Source organism: Gracilibacillus salitolerans (assembly GCF_009650095.1).
Taxonomy (GTDB): domain Bacteria; phylum Bacillota; class Bacilli; order Bacillales; family Amphibacillaceae; genus Gracilibacillus; species Gracilibacillus salitolerans.
Genome location: NZ_CP045915.1, coordinates 506,858 through 521,468, shown reverse-complemented (window position 1 = coordinate 521,468; position 14,611 = coordinate 506,858). Strand labels below are relative to the sequence as shown.

15 protein-coding genes and 1 riboswitch are annotated in these 14,611 nt (G+C 37.5%); of the genes, 4 read left to right on the top strand and 11 right to left on the bottom strand.

Features of this window, described 5'->3' with window-relative positions; translation table 11 throughout:
• Window positions 1–74: 74 nt before the first annotated feature.
• The 4 genes from metA to sfnG form a co-directional block, all read right to left on the bottom strand.
• Window positions 75–980: a homoserine O-acetyltransferase MetA gene (gene metA, locus GI584_RS02635; RefSeq protein ID WP_153790157.1), complete on the bottom strand. Its 906-nt coding sequence runs from the start codon at window positions 978–980 to the stop codon at window positions 75–77.
• A gap of 271 nt (window positions 981–1,251) precedes the next feature.
• Complete coding sequence (locus GI584_RS02630) at window positions 1,252–1,857, bottom strand: YpjP family protein (RefSeq protein WP_100362170.1); 606 nt, start codon at window positions 1,855–1,857, stop codon at window positions 1,252–1,254.
• Window positions 1,858–1,958: 101 nt separating this feature from the next.
• Window positions 1,959–2,513 (bottom strand): NADPH-dependent FMN reductase, encoded by a 555-nt coding sequence (locus GI584_RS02625; protein ID WP_233752157.1) that lies wholly within the window; start codon window positions 2,511–2,513, stop codon window positions 1,959–1,961.
• A 32-nt stretch (window positions 2,514–2,545) separates the two neighbouring features.
• Window positions 2,546–3,628 carry a dimethylsulfone monooxygenase SfnG gene (sfnG, locus tag GI584_RS02620; protein ID WP_153790155.1) on the bottom strand — a complete coding sequence of 361 codons (1,083 nt, stop codon included), beginning with the start codon at window positions 3,626–3,628 and terminating at the stop codon, window positions 2,546–2,548.
• A 109-nt stretch (window positions 3,629–3,737) separates the two neighbouring features.
• A riboswitch (SAM riboswitch) is annotated at window positions 3,738–3,845 on the bottom strand.
• A gap of 168 nt (window positions 3,846–4,013) precedes the next feature.
• Between sfnG and GI584_RS02615 the strand changes: the two genes are divergently transcribed.
• Entirely contained in the window at window positions 4,014–4,838 is an 825-nt protein-coding gene (locus GI584_RS02615; RefSeq protein WP_153790154.1) for an MBL fold metallo-hydrolase, read from the top strand.
• Between the two features lie 381 nt (window positions 4,839–5,219).
• On the opposite strand, the gene GI584_RS02610 is transcribed toward GI584_RS02615, so the two are convergent.
• The 5 genes from GI584_RS02610 to yfkAB form a co-directional block, all read right to left on the bottom strand.
• A complete protein-coding gene (locus GI584_RS02610) occupies window positions 5,220–6,620 on the bottom strand; it encodes an MDR family MFS transporter (RefSeq protein ID WP_153790153.1) in 1,401 nt (466 codons plus the stop codon).
• Window positions 6,621–6,717: 97 nt separating this feature from the next.
• Entirely contained in the window at window positions 6,718–7,317 is a 600-nt protein-coding gene (locus GI584_RS02605) for a response regulator transcription factor (protein ID WP_153790152.1), read from the bottom strand.
• Complete coding sequence (locus GI584_RS02600; RefSeq protein WP_153790151.1) at window positions 7,314–8,447, bottom strand: sensor histidine kinase; 1,134 nt, start codon at window positions 8,445–8,447, stop codon at window positions 7,314–7,316. The genes GI584_RS02605 and GI584_RS02600 overlap by 4 nt, the downstream gene beginning before the upstream one ends.
• A 167-nt stretch (window positions 8,448–8,614) precedes the next feature.
• A complete protein-coding gene (locus tag GI584_RS02595; protein ID WP_100362177.1) occupies window positions 8,615–9,667 on the bottom strand; it encodes a Delta(5) desaturase DesA in 1,053 nt (350 codons plus the stop codon).
• Between the two features lie 169 nt (window positions 9,668–9,836).
• The gene (gene yfkAB, locus GI584_RS02590; RefSeq protein ID WP_153790150.1) at window positions 9,837–10,970 is read right to left on the bottom strand and encodes a radical SAM/CxCxxxxC motif protein YfkAB; all 1,134 of its coding nucleotides are present in this window, start codon (window positions 10,968–10,970) and stop codon (window positions 9,837–9,839) included.
• 337 nt (window positions 10,971–11,307) lie between these two features.
• Between yfkAB and GI584_RS02585 the strand changes: the two genes are divergently transcribed.
• Complete coding sequence (locus tag GI584_RS02585) at window positions 11,308–11,706, top strand: potassium channel family protein (RefSeq protein WP_153790149.1); 399 nt, start codon at window positions 11,308–11,310, stop codon at window positions 11,704–11,706.
• Window positions 11,707–11,789: 83 nt separating this feature from the next.
• Here GI584_RS02585 and GI584_RS23960 read toward each other — a convergent pair whose 3' ends face one another.
• Entirely contained in the window at window positions 11,790–12,215 is a 426-nt protein-coding gene (locus tag GI584_RS23960) for a gamma-glutamyltransferase (protein ID WP_228552332.1), read from the bottom strand.
• 152 nt (window positions 12,216–12,367) lie between these two features.
• On the opposite strand from GI584_RS23960, the gene GI584_RS02575 reads away from it, so the two are divergent.
• Both GI584_RS02575 and GI584_RS02570 read left to right on the top strand, forming a co-directional pair.
• Window positions 12,368–12,916, top strand: coding sequence for a chromate transporter (locus tag GI584_RS02575; protein ID WP_100362180.1), 549 nt, complete (start codon window positions 12,368–12,370; stop codon window positions 12,914–12,916).
• A gap of 6 nt (window positions 12,917–12,922) precedes the next feature.
• Complete coding sequence (locus GI584_RS02570; protein WP_153790148.1) at window positions 12,923–13,453, top strand: chromate transporter; 531 nt, start codon at window positions 12,923–12,925, stop codon at window positions 13,451–13,453.
• A 32-nt stretch (window positions 13,454–13,485) separates the two neighbouring features.
• Here GI584_RS02570 and GI584_RS02565 read toward each other — a convergent pair whose 3' ends face one another.
• Window positions 13,486–13,935 (bottom strand): Lrp/AsnC family transcriptional regulator, encoded by a 450-nt coding sequence (locus GI584_RS02565; RefSeq protein ID WP_100362182.1) that lies wholly within the window; start codon window positions 13,933–13,935, stop codon window positions 13,486–13,488.
• Between the last annotated feature and the right edge of the window lie 676 nt (window positions 13,936–14,611).

The following is a 14,611-nucleotide window of genomic DNA, read 5'->3' as shown; positions in this document are numbered from 1 at the left end:
TAGCTGTTTAAAAAAAGCTTAAAACCTATTCCTATTTTCCGGAGAGGTCTTAAGCTTTCTATTGGGCAAGTCTTTTACAATTCATAGGGCGTTTCCTGATAAACATAATAATTCAGCCAATTAGAGATCAATATATTGGAATGTGTGCGCCAGCGTAATTTTGGAGCTTGGTTTGGATCATCATCCGGATAATAGTTTTCCGGTATCATGGGGTTCAAGCCCGCTGCCGTATCACGATCAAACTCTTTCTTTAATGTTAAAGCATCATATTCTGGGTGCCCTGTGGCAAAGATCTGTTTACCATCTGTTGAAGCAATCATATATACTCCCGCTTGCTTCGATTCACTTAATATTTTCAGACTTGGCACTTTTTCGATATCTTCTTTACGGATATCAGCATGACGTGAATGCGGTACTAAAAACTCCTCATCAAAGCCACTGACTAACTTTTCTCGAGGATCATTAATAGTATGTGTATAAATACCTGATAATTTTTCTGGCATCATATACTTATCCACACCATGATGATAGTACAGACCAGCCATCGCTCCCCAACAAATATGCAGGGTAGAGGTTACATTGGTTTTACTCCATTCCATAATTTGAGACAGCTCTTCCCAGTAATTCACTTCTTCATAAGGTAATTTTTCAATTGGTGCACCAGTAATAATTAAACCATCATATTTATTAGACTTTACATCATCAATTGATTTATAAAATTGCTTTAAATGCTCTACTGAGGTATTCCTAGACGTATGTGTGCTTGTATGCAATAATCCTACCTCTATTTGCAATGGGCTATTCCCCAATAATCGTAATAAGTGTGTTTCAGTTTGTTGCTTCAATGGCATTAAATTTAATATCAATATTTTAAGCGGCCGAATGTCTTGTTTAAATGCCCGACTTTCATCCATAACGAAAATATTCTCTTCTTGTAACTTACTCTTAGCTGGTAGTAAATCCGGCACTTTAATAGGCATTTTGTGTGACTCCTTTTTAATATGATTCCCTTAAAAAATTCACGATAAAGCTGATGGTTAGTGAAACTTATCAGGGTGTTAGCGTTCGTGATCCCCCACTTGATTTACTCGAACCTTAAAGGCAGTTTTACAAACGATTAGCACCGCAACAAAACTTATTTTACCGATATTTCGAGTTAAAATAAAGAAAAATGTTTTAAAATTCTGACATGTTATATTTCTGCTATTATGGTTAAAAAGGATGCCTCCTATATGTAAGGCATCCTATCTATTACGACATCCATTTTGGTGGTGTATCTTTTCCCCAATAAACTTCTCCTATCGGGAAATGCTCTTCGAATTGATCGTCTTGCAAATGATAGTGAAATTGAAAATAATAACCGTCTTGCGGTCTTCTTAATCGATTGACATGAAACTTAGCAACATTTTCTTTTTCTTTCACATTGTATAAATTAAAAATACGCTCACCATATCCGGCAGAAGGCTCTTCGGCAACCATTAAGTATTGGCTTTCATCTTCCCCAATTTCTTCATATAATTTATCTAATACCATTACAAGGTTTGGTAAGACTACTTGATTCACATCATTATTAATTTTTGCCGATATTTTGGTGCCTAACTTCGCCTGCACTTGGTCTTTGGCAAGGTGGTTTAATTCCTGCAGATAAAGTTGATTCGAATCTTCAAGAATGAGATTCTCTTCTGTTATCGAATCTTCTATTCCCTCTTCATCTACTTGTTTTGGCCGATCTTCACTTGGCTCTAAGTCTTTTTTGCCTAAATCTACATCAGCATTAATATAGATAGGCGGGACATATAAACCAAGTGTTAATATTGTCACTAATAAAACGGTTAATTTTTTCATCCACATTTTCATCTTGATCGAACTCCCTCACATCGACTTACTAAAATTTTATCATGTTTTACTAATTTGTCCATACATGTGAAGGGCTTTTTCATTTTTTACATTAATTTTACTTATGTCTGTGCTAAACTTTGTCGCGGAATGACTGGTTGTTCGGCACCAATCACTTTACTGTCAAGAGATTTACTTAATGTTACGACGGAATCACTCAGTTCGTGTAACCGCTGTTTAATACCTTCATCAGTAAGCTGTTTATTCTGAAAATGATCGTTATGTGCATACACATTTCCAGGCAAGGTGTATGCTTTAAAATAACCAGCTAACGGCTTTAATTGATGTTCAATTGCCAAAAAATGATGATACGACCCACCTGTTGCGATAAATGCCAGTACTTTCCCTTTTAATGCAGTGTTAGGAATAAGGTCAAATACATTTTTTAATGCACCTGGGATTGATCCTCGATAAATGGGAGTACCTACAATTAACGCATCTGCTTCAACGATTTCCTTAATTATTTTTTTCGAATCTCCTTCATATTCAGAGGGATCACGACCATCACAAAAATCTAGCTGGTATTCCTTCAAATTTATCAAATTCACTTCTACATGATCGTGGTGACGGCGAATATGGCCAACAGCTTCTTTCACTGTCAGTAACGTTTTAGACAACGGTGTCAAGCTCCCCGCAATGGCAGCTATTTTCATGAAAAGACACCAGCTTCCTTCAATTCTTTTTCTTTTTGTTTCACTAAAGGAATCACTTCTTCACCAAAACGTCTTAGATCTTCTTCATAGTGGAAGTGTCCTGTCAACACCAAGTCGACACCGATTTTCTTTAGTTCAATAATACGATCCGCCACTTGTTCTGGTGTACCGATCAGACCTGTTTTAAAACCATCATTATATTGGACAAGATCTTCTTTTGTTGAATTGGCCCACATACCTTCTTTTTGTTTCGTCGATTGTCCTGCTTCTTTAACTGCTTGTCGGAAGCCTTCAACTGCATCGTCATCTTTATGTGAAATGATATCACGTAATAATTGGACAGCTTCTTCTTCTGTATCTCGAACAATGGCAAAACCGTTCACAGCGAATTTTACTTCTCTTCCTTCTTTTTCCGCTAACTCTTTTACTATGTTAATTTGCTTTTCAAAACCTTCTAATGTATTACCGTTCATGAAATAGAAATCAGATACCCGGGATGCCATTTCTTTCGCCGCTTGTGAATTTCCGCCTTGGAAGATCGGAATATTAGTTTCCGGCTTCGGTTTCATTGGTGCATCCTGAATGGAGTAATAATCCCCGCTAAAGTTTGCCGGTTCTTCAGTAAACATCGCACGTAATACGCGAATAAATTCTTCCGACCGTTTATAACGCTTATCATGATCAATCCACTTTTCACCATAAGCAGTAAATTCATCCTTCAACCAACCACTTACGACATTTACGGCAGCACGGCCATTTGTTACATGATCCAGTGTAGACAGCATCTTAGCGTAAACTGCTGGGTGCCACAGTCCTGGTAATACAGCAGCGATTAATTTTAAGTTTTTCGTTACAGCACCTAAAGCTGTCGCTAATGTGATTGCTTCCAGTTGTTTGTCCGCTCCATAACTAGCAAAAAAACGCGTTTGTAACAACCCATAATCAAACCCAACTTCCTCAGCAATTTGTGCATAACGTTTATTCGCTTCAAAACTCCAATCTGTTTTTTGCGGCAACTTTGATACTACTAAACCTCCACTTACGTTTGGTACCCAATAGGCAAATAATAAATCACTCATTTCCATTCTCCTCCCTTTTTTGCATTAAAAAAATCCTTCTCTTAAAGATAGAGAAGGATTCTACTATTGATTGTATCATGTGAATCTAAAAAACAATCGGCGTCGAATCTTCTCATCTTCTGAATCAAAATGTGATCCTCTGAAATTGGCACCGGGCACATTTGTGCTGGTTGCCGAGGCTTCTTAGGGTCAGTCCCTCCACCTCTCTGGATAAGAAAATCTTTCGTTTTATTAAATTGTACGTGCATTACTTGAATTTGTTATAAATGATATCATACTACTTCGATAACAACAAGTATTTTTTAAATTTTCTGATAACAGTATAATTATTCTCTTTTCACACCAAAATAAAGATAGTTTACGCTCAGATAAGGTGGGAGAAACAATGGATCAAGAACATATTGAAAAGTGGAAAGAACTGGAACGTGATTTCGATCATGCCATACCGGAAGAAGTACTTCCGGATATAGCATATTATCGAACTCTAATTGTAAATGTCGTCATGATCGGCGCACCAAATGAAGATTGGGTTTTAATTGATGCGGGTACTCGAAAATATCAAGAAAGAATTCTTCATGCTTGCGAACATCGTTACGGCAACAAACCACCACAGGCAATTATATTAACACACGGGCATTTTGACCATATCGGTTCTGCGAAAAAATTGGCAAAATACTGGGATGTGCCGATTTATATCCATGAAAATGAGATGGACTATGTCACAGGAGAAAGAGAATATCCTCCAGGTGATCCAACTGTTGGAGGGGGGATGATCTCTTTGTTATCAACGATATTCCCTACCAAGCCAGAGCACTTGGAAGGTCTTGTGACAGCATTGCCTAATGATGGTACTATTCCTTTTCTAGAGGATTGGAAATACATCGAAACACCCGGGCACACCCCTGGTCATATTAGTTTGTTTCGTGAAAAGGATCGTTTATTAATTGCAGGCGATGCGATTTCAACAGAAAAACCAGAGTCATCAATAGCAGTGTTTTTTCCTCTACAACATGTATACGGACCACCTGCTTATTTTACAGAAGACTGGTTTAGCGCTGAGGAATCTGTCAAAAAGCTGGCAAATTTAGAACCCGATATCATAATCGCTGGTCACGGTTTACCGATGGAAGGCGAGACAATGAAAGAAGAACTGAGAAAATTGGCAGACAACTTTATCGAACAAGCAATCCCTAAGCACAAGCGACATTAGTTAAATAGTTACTTTTTTAATAAAGTCACCCGTTTTGGATCTGGTGGCTTTTTTTCTAGCGCTCAGCCAACCGATCATCTACCAATACCACTACGATTCTTCACAAGGAACATGTTGTTGATACAAAAATGCAATAATGACGGGGTATATTCTTATCTTAAATAAGAAACCCGCCCAGTCCTTTTAGAACGTTCAAAAAGATAACAGTGATTACCATTGTAGAGCAAACGATACAGCGGAGGCCGCCCGCTTCAACTCCTACTGGAGTGGGCAGCCGAAGCGATTTCCTTGCACACGATAACTTTCATAATAAACAACATGAATAGGATACCAACGGTTATATACTTTCCTACCTTATCAAAAAAGAGATTAGCAATAATACTAATCTCCTTCTTCTTCGTATGGTCTGCTTTTTTTAATAAAAAAGGATAAAATTAACCCTATTAAGGTGATAATCGAAAGGACTAAAAAGGCCATATTAGCACCCGCTATCCCAGGATAAAGATCACCACTTTGTTCAGCAATTGACTCTGCCTGCGTTAGTACCGTTACGATGATTGCAGTACCAACAGAGGCGGACACGTTACGCAATGTGTTATCCATTGCTGCACCATGAGCAATTAGTTTTTTCGGTAATTGATTTAAACCAGCAGTTGCAGCCGGCATCATCACCATTGATATACCTAACATTCTGATAGCAAACACAACCGTCAAATAAGTAATGGATGTTTTATCATCTAAAATTGTGAATAAAAATGAGCCAATCGTCATTAATGAAAAACCTATAATTGCAAGCCATCTCGCTCCGACTTTATCAAATATCCTTCCCGTTATCGGGGACATGATGCCGGTGATTAACGCCCCTGGTAAAATAACCAGTCCCGATTGTACAGCCGAGAACTCTCTTGAATCCTGCATATACAACGGAACGAGAGTTTCTACTGCGATTAAGCCCATAAATGCAATCATACCAAGGGTTACCGTTAATGGGAAAATCGAATAGGTAAAGACACGAAATTCTAACATGGGGTGTGTCAATTTCAATTGTCTTAAAATAAACCAGAGCAGTGAGATAACTCCTACAGTTAGTACAACAATAGTTACTGGAGAACTCCAGCCATTATTACCCGCACTTGTAAAGCCATATAGCAGACCACCAAAACCAAAAGACGATAAGATAATCGATGGAATGTCCAGCTTTGGCTTAGAAATCTCGGTTACATTTTTCATAACAAAATAAGCTATGACGATATCAATAATAGCAATAGGCAAAATAATATAGAATAAAACACGCCAAGAAAATTGGTCAGTAATCCAGCCTGATAATGATGGACCAATTGCCGGAGCAAAAGAAATAACCAACCCTACTAACCCCATAATTGATCCTCGTTTATTGACAGGGAATATCATGAGAAATACGGTTTGCATTAATGGTAGCATCACACCAGCACCAGCTGACTGAATCACACGTCCAGCTAATAACATGGTAAAATTAGGAGCTAGAGCTGCCACTAATGTTCCAACAGCAAATACACTCATTGCGGTAATAAATAACTGTCTCGTTGTAAATCGATCTATTAAAAAGGCACTGATTGGAATCATAATACCATTCACTAGCATAAAAATGGTCGTTAGCCATTGCGCTGAGTTAGCAGTAATTCCCATTTCATTCATAATTGGAGGAATTGCTGTAATCATTAACGTTTGATTAAGTATAGCAATAAAAGCTCCAGCTAATAACAAAGCAACGATAGTTCCTCGTTTTTGAACGGACGTAGTCATGCTCTCACTCCCATATGTACAGATTATTTCTAGTCACGAAAGATATTGTATGCTCTTTTACATAAAAAAGCAAAAAATAGAAACTGAAAAACAGTTTCTATTTTAACCATCCCTTTTCATTAACTTTAGCAATCGCTTCGATACGGTTATCTACCTCTAATTTATCTAGAATAATCGATATATAATTCCGAACCGTTCCATTTGATAAAAAAAGTTCTTTCGCAATACTTTTGGTCGTTCTTCCTTCCGCTAATAATTTCATCACTTCAATTTCTCTGTTAGTTAGAGGGTTTTCTTCCGAAAAGGCTAGATCAATTAATTCCGGAGAATAAACTCGTTTTCCTCTCATGATCTGGCGAATCGAATGTACTAAATCTTCACTAGGGCTATCCTTTAACATATAACCACTGACACCGGCATTTTTGGCCCTTTCAAAATATCCCGGCCTAGCGAAAGTCGTAAGGATAACCACTTTGCAAGAGTGGTTTCGCAACTGTTCGGCTGCATCGAGTCCGGTCATCACTGGCATTTCAATGTCCATTAAGCAAATATCTGGCATTTCTTTTTTCACTAAGGCTAATACTTCTTCACCATTATTTGCTTTTCCTACTACTTCCATATCTTCCTCTAAATCTAATAAAGCCCCAAGCGCACCTAATAACAACTGTTGATCTTCAGCAAGCACAATTCGGATCACAGCTCTTCCTCCTCTTCTATCTGCCTCAAAACTTTTGGAACAGATATATACACTTCAAAACCATTGCTTCTTCTCTTAATATCCAGCGTTCCGTTGACAAAATCCAGTCGCTCTTTCATTCCTTTTAACCCATTTCCATAACTCTCGTTATCCATACTACCGATACCATTATCGATCACGGCAAGTTTTATGGATTGCATCGTTTCTGAAATGTAAATGAAGCAAGAAGTAGCGTTGCTATGCTTCACTACATTAGTTACTGCCTCTTTTAAACACATGCTTAACACATTTTCTAAAAAAAGCGGAAGATGGTCGCATTCCGCATCGAATGTAATTTCTCTCTCAATCTCTGCGGCGTCCAGTAACTGCTTGGCATGTTCCACTTCTTCCGCTAACCGGATACTTCTCATATTTGAAACCATTTCACGAACTTCTTTCAATGCTTGACGAGCCGTATCCCGGACATCTTGTAACTCTTTCCTCACTGCTTTAGGATCTTTGTCAACAAGTTTTGCAGATAATTCACTTTTCAAGCCAATCATCGATAATTTTTGACCTAGAGTATCGTGTAAATCTCTTGCGATTCGATGTCGCTCTTCAATAATCGCTAATTGAGCAATTTTTCGATTTGCATCCTCCAGCTGTCCTTCTAGCTTTTCTTGTTTAAATCGATTATAGCGATTTATCGGAATTAATATAACCCCTAAAATCGTCATAATTAAGAAAGGTATTTGGCTTAAAAACAAGGAATAATTTAATAAGAACCCTGCTGTCATTGCTCCAACCGTTGCGACGAGGTGAATAACATACATCGTAATGAACCCCGCTTTACTCCGGATATTTCCTATATAAAAAGCGGAGAACAAAGCAAAATAAACATATCCAAACAAAATCGTCATCATAATATGAATCACAAATTCAATACTTAATCCTATGTATACCAATGGACCATGCGAATTAAATGTCATCCAGTACACGCCAAAAAACAACATTGTCGCCGCTATTCCAGCCCCAATCTCCCACAAGGAAGTGGAACGAAATATAAAATAAAAAGGCAACACACAAAAAATAATCCAAATATACAAGCTTAACCCCGTATTTCGAGGGAAAATATCATACCAATGTCTCATTCAAAACCACCTCATTAGAAAAACTTGGCTTATCACCAAATATTGGCGAAAGCCTAAGTTTTCTTATACTATCAACAATAAAATTAGCTGATAGCACAAAAAAATAACCCCTATCAACATTGTACCAAAAAATTATGGAACAGGTGACAGGGGAACCCGTCCCAAAATTAGGGACGAATCGTTTGAGAACCTTTCGTCGAAGGTAATGAAATATTTGATTTCTTTTTAATTCGGCTTTTCATTTCCTTAAAACTAATAAATGTCTTCTGCTCTTCATCATATAAACGAAAACGAATCGATTCCAAGCTTGTCTTTAATGTAATAGTAGTTGCCTTCTGTAATGGTGGTGTTTCCTGGTGTGCCTTCTCTAAATGATAGTTCGGCACTCTCGGTGCTAAATGATGAACATGGTGATAACCAATATTACCTGTCATCCATTCCAACCATCTTGGCAACTTATAATAAGAACTTCCGTCAACTGCAGCCTTCACATAATCCCATTCCGATTCATTCTCAAAGTAAGAATCCTCAAATTGATGCTGAACATAAAACAACCAAATACCAAGAGCGCCTGCTACATATGCTATCGGTAGTTGAACAAGTAAGATTGCCTTCCATCCTAATGTCAACACGATCCCTGTATAAATCGCTACTAATAAAAAGTTGATCAAATACGTATTCCAACGCTCTTTTTTACGAGCATCCTTACGATTAAAGCGATTATCATATAAGAATAACGAAAATGGACCTAAACCGAACATAACAAAAGGATTACGGTATAAACGATATTGTAACCTTTCCCATTTACTAGCTTGTTCATATTCGTTAACTGTCATAACCCAAATGTCACCAGTACCACGTTGATCTAAATTACCGCTTGTTGCATGATGAATCGAGTGTTCTCTCTTCCATTTTTCAAAAGCAAAATGCGTAAGAACTCCTGTCATAGTTCCGATCACACGATTCCATTTCTTATTTTTGAAAAAGGATTGGTGGGCACAATCATGAAAAATAATGAATGTTCGCACCATAAACCCTGCTGCTACTATGGAAAAAGCAAGACTCAAGAAAATGGAGACTGACAAACTCTGATATGCCAAAAACCATAATAGGAAAAATGGTGGAATTGTGTTGAATAATTGAATCATGCTTGTTTTTGTTGTCGATGTAGCGTACGGCATTACATCTTTTCTTAATTTCGCTTGTTTTTGTTTACTCATCATAATCCCTACTTTCGAAACTTACTATATGTTAAAGTTTACGCCAATTTCATGATTTTTATAAGGCACAATTGTCAGGATTTTAAGATGACATTTGTCATATTTAGAGGATTAATTTTCCATCCCTTCATTACAAAAAAAAGAGCTTAGTCCTATAGTAGACTAAGCCTTACCTTGATATATTCGCTGATCTTTTCGTAAAATCAACATCTTGATAGTACGTATTTTTAACCAGAATATTCGGTCCTAAGCATTTAACAGCTGGACAATGACAGTTCAATGACTTCGCCGTTCTCGATTCCATCCAGCGTTCATAGGACGTTTGCAACGGGGTATTCTGTACATTGCCAAGTGATGGCTCTTCATCATCACCAAAATCCGTCACTATCACTTCCCCAGAAAAAATGTTTACATTTAATCGGGATCTTCCATCCGGATCATTCCGTACCGTAACATTTTTCTCCTTGTATAACCTTTTTAACAACGCAAGCTCTTCTTCATTGGTGTTACATGGATAAAATGGCAATGTTCCGAATAACATCCACATCGATTCGTCACGATGATTCAGAAGTCGCTCAATACCTTCTTGCATCTCTCTTAAGTTAAGAGTTTCCATGTTACTAGCAAAATCTACTGGATACATCGGGTGAATTTCATGACGGGCACATCCCATCTCTACAATATGATCGTGGATCGATTCTAAATAAGGAAAAGTTCGATTGTTCAACATCGTCTCCGCTGATACCATCACACCTTCTGCAGCAAGTCGCTGGGAATTTTCAACCATTCGTTCAAAATACTTTTTGCGGCTCTCTTCGCTTGGCTTCCGCTCCATATTCGCAAAGCCTGTTTCCGCAAACTCCTCCGGTGTTCCCCAATTATGTGAAATATGTAGTACATCTAAATAAGGGATAATTGCTTCATATCGGGAATATGGCAATGTTAGATTCGAGTTAATTTGTGTTCGAACGCCACGCTCATGTGCGTAACGAAGCAACGGCACCACATATTCTCGTACTGATTTCTTTGACATCATCGGTTCCCCACCAGTAATACTTAATGTGCGTAAATGAGGGATATCATCTAATCGTTGCTTTAACAAGGAAAAAGGTAATGCATCTGGATCTTTATCACGCAACGTGTATCCGACAGCACAGTGTGCACATCGCATATTACACAAATGAGTAGTGGTAAATTCTATATTCGTTAACGTCATTTCACCATACTGTTCAACGTCCATGTATGCTTCCCATGGATCATAGTCTGGAGTAATCGGACGCTTTACTTCATTTACAAACGTCATAATAGTAAACTTCCTTTCTACTAACCTTCATGATAATTGTAACAAATATAGAGACTTTTTTCTTTAGGCATAGAACAAAAGCGCAAGCGCCCGATTAGAAACGTAGCGACTAAAGCGAATCAACTGAGATAAAGGAATCACAGTGAGCTTGCGAGCCGATGATGACTTATCGTAGGGCGATTGGTGAAGTTGCCTAGTTTCTGGGCGCTGGAGCTGGACGTAACTCAACACGCTCAACTTTATTCATAGGATCAAATTTTGTAATTTCCCAGAAAAAACAAAGGAATGTTTGATTTATAAATAGGCAGTTAATATATGAAGTAAAGGAGGTATCATCATGGCACAGTTTTTATTAATCGCAGCCATCATTTTTATCATAGTTAATTTAATCTACTTTTTCCGAAATAAGACCTATAAGAAAAGTTATTTTAGTACAGCTCTCTTTATGAAACTGTTTTTTGTGTTGTGCGGCGTTACATTTGGCTTCGCTCTGCTTTATTACGCTTTATCTTTCGGGGAAACAGTGATTGTGCATGATTTGTCGACTGACACTCCTGTCGAGCATAGTTTTAGCAATCTATTATATTTTAGCGGTGTCACCATCCTTGCTGTCGGGTACGGAGATATGATCCCTGTTAACTCTGCCAGGTTCTTTGCTTTAATCCAAGCAGCCATCGGCGTCTTGTTACCTACCGCTTATTTTATAAAAGCATTAGACCAATCCAGGGATGAATAATGTTCTTCCCCTTACTTGTAAAATAAAAGCATCCCACAAACGAAGATTATAGTGAAACACTAATGTCCCAAGTTCCTCTATTATTAACCAAGTGCAATGCCATCACTCCTTGAGTCACTTCCAGCAGGTTTTATACTTTCATCATTGATTAAAATTCCTCCGGCGTGCCCCATTATATCACTGTAACTTTCTACTAGCTCAATATCATGATCTTTTCTCTTCAATGCTTCCTGAACAGATAGGGGAATTCTACTTTCCAATCTTAGTGTATTTGATATAGCCCTACACGTTCTTCCGTATAGCCACCTGGGTGCTTCGATAGCTTCTTGTACAGCGTATTGATAATCAATCATTCTGGTTACTAAGGCAGCCTGTGGTAAAAAGATTGTTCTTTCTCCTTTCAGTGTAGCAGCATGTATGGCTTTACCAACATTTTGCAATATTTTCACATCTATTTGGGAACCTAAATAGTGGTGACTGCCCCATTTGTAGACATTACCGTTGGTCAATAAGCCTTCACATCATCACTTAAAACTAACTTAAGCAATTTAATTTTATATAATATTTTCTTTTGTTAAATGATAAACAGAATTAACTTAACAAAGGAAATATAAACATGTTAAAATAACAACAAGTATTTAGAAAAGGAGACCGCGTTGCAATGAAACACTTCCATATTTTTTGGTCATTTTTTAAAGTAGGAGTTCTAGGCTATGGTGGAGGGCCTTCATCGATTCCACTTGTTCATAAAGAAGTGGTTGACCATTATAAATGGATGGATGATGATGAGTTTTCCGATATACTCGCGATTGGTAATACACTTCCTGGGCCGATTGCGACGAAAATGGCTGGGTATATCGGCTATCGTCTTGCCGGATGGTTAGGTGCAATTAATGCCGTTTTATCAACAATCGTACCTTCTATTATTGCTATGATCATTTTACTTGTTTCATTAAGTACCTTTAGTGAATTACCATGGGTGATTGGTATGACACATGCGATTGTACCCGTCGTTGGTGTTATGCTAGCTATTCTGACTTGGGATTTTGTAAAAAAAGGGACAAAAGATTTAGGATGGAAGTTTAATTGGGCCCTGATTGTCGGAAGCACTGTATTGCTGCAATTACTCAACATTCATCCTGCCATTATTATTCTTGTATTATTAATCGTTGCTTTTTCGACAACACCAAAACAAGAAGGAAAGGACTAGATAACGATGATTTATTGGGAAATTTTTATTGCCTTCTTCATACCTGGTATTGTTGGTTATGGTGGAGGTCCAGCGAGCATTCCTTTAGTTCAAAATGAAGTAGTTAATCGCTATGAATGGTTAAGCCTTTCTGAATTCGGGGAAGTACTTGCGATCGGGAATGCTCTTCCGGGCCCAATTGCAACGAAGATGGCCGGTTATATCGGGTATGAACAAGCAGGCTTGTTAGGTGCAGGTGTCGGGATTTTCGCAACGGTAGCACCTTCTCTAATTTTAATGATTATCTTATTAAGTATTTTATATAAGTTTAAAAACTCACCTAAGGTAAAAAGAATGACGATGGTTATCCGGCCAACGATTGCCGTTCTTCTAGGCATTTTAACCTTTCAATTCTTTTTTCAATCGTATGAAAATGAAGGAATATGGCAAACCATACTATTAATTGGACTTAGCTGGCTCTTCTTAGTAAAATTTAAGGTCCATCCGGCCTTTGTGATCGTCGGTGCATTGGGATATGGTGCGATTTTCTTAGCCTGATATCTTAAAGCGTCCACAGAATGGGCGCTTTTTTATAATTTCAAGCCTTTTCTGCTCTTAAATCGGCGTAATAAAATATGACTCTCCACTCTGGTAATGCCTTCTAAGCTATATAATTCTTCATTAATAAACGACTCCAGCTTTTTGAAATCCTCTACTAATACATGCATATGCAACGTACTCGGTCCTGTCATCTGATAACAACTGGCCACACTCGGATTATTCGCCAGACTCTCTGCTACCTGTACTAACGAAGATGGCTCACAATCTACTTCAAAAAAAGCAGATACTTGTTTACCTACTTTTTCAGCATTAATCACGGCACTAAATCCTTCAATAACTCCCTCTTCAATTAATTGATTCACACGTTCACGAACAGCCACTCTAGACAGACCTAATTCCTTACCAATATCAACATAGGACATGCGTCCATTGCTTGCTAGTAAATCTAATATTTTGTTATCCTTCTCATCGATTTTCATCTCTAGCATCCTTTCGAACAACTATTTACGTATAGCATGCTATTTGCTTTACAAATTGTCAAAGAAAAGGTGCTGTTTCCTTTCGAAACCAAAAAAAATAAAGATAACAATGAATCATAACTTCTTTTTCTATTTCTTCCTATTAGTTAGACTATGATGAAATTGCTTTACAAAATCTATCAACTTTTTATCTTCTCCTTTTGGGGCTATGAAAGTCCTTTACTTTTTTACAAATGATAAACATCAAGCAACTTATTTCTTAGATCTGATTAAGTTTTTTGTAACCATTTTCCTAATATAAACGTCAAACATTTGTAATAAAAAATCCTTGGGAAGGAATGATTGTATGCAAATGTTGACCAAAGGTTTACTAACATCATGTGTTCTCATTATTGGATTTTTTCTTTATACTTCAGACGTAAAAGCTTCAGAGGTTAATGAGCCTCACATAAAAGAGGATATCATCAGTGTTCAATCAACTAAGTATATTAAAGAAGGGAATGCTTCCATCCGCAGAGTGGATTCACAAAGAGTGGGGAGCAGTTGTAATACATCAAGTTATTCATCCGTTCAACAAATATATTGTACCATTTACTTACAAGTCAAAAATAAATCAACGGGAGAATGGGTGAATACAGGGAACAGTAAAAGGTTTGTTAATTATTCCAGTTCGTAT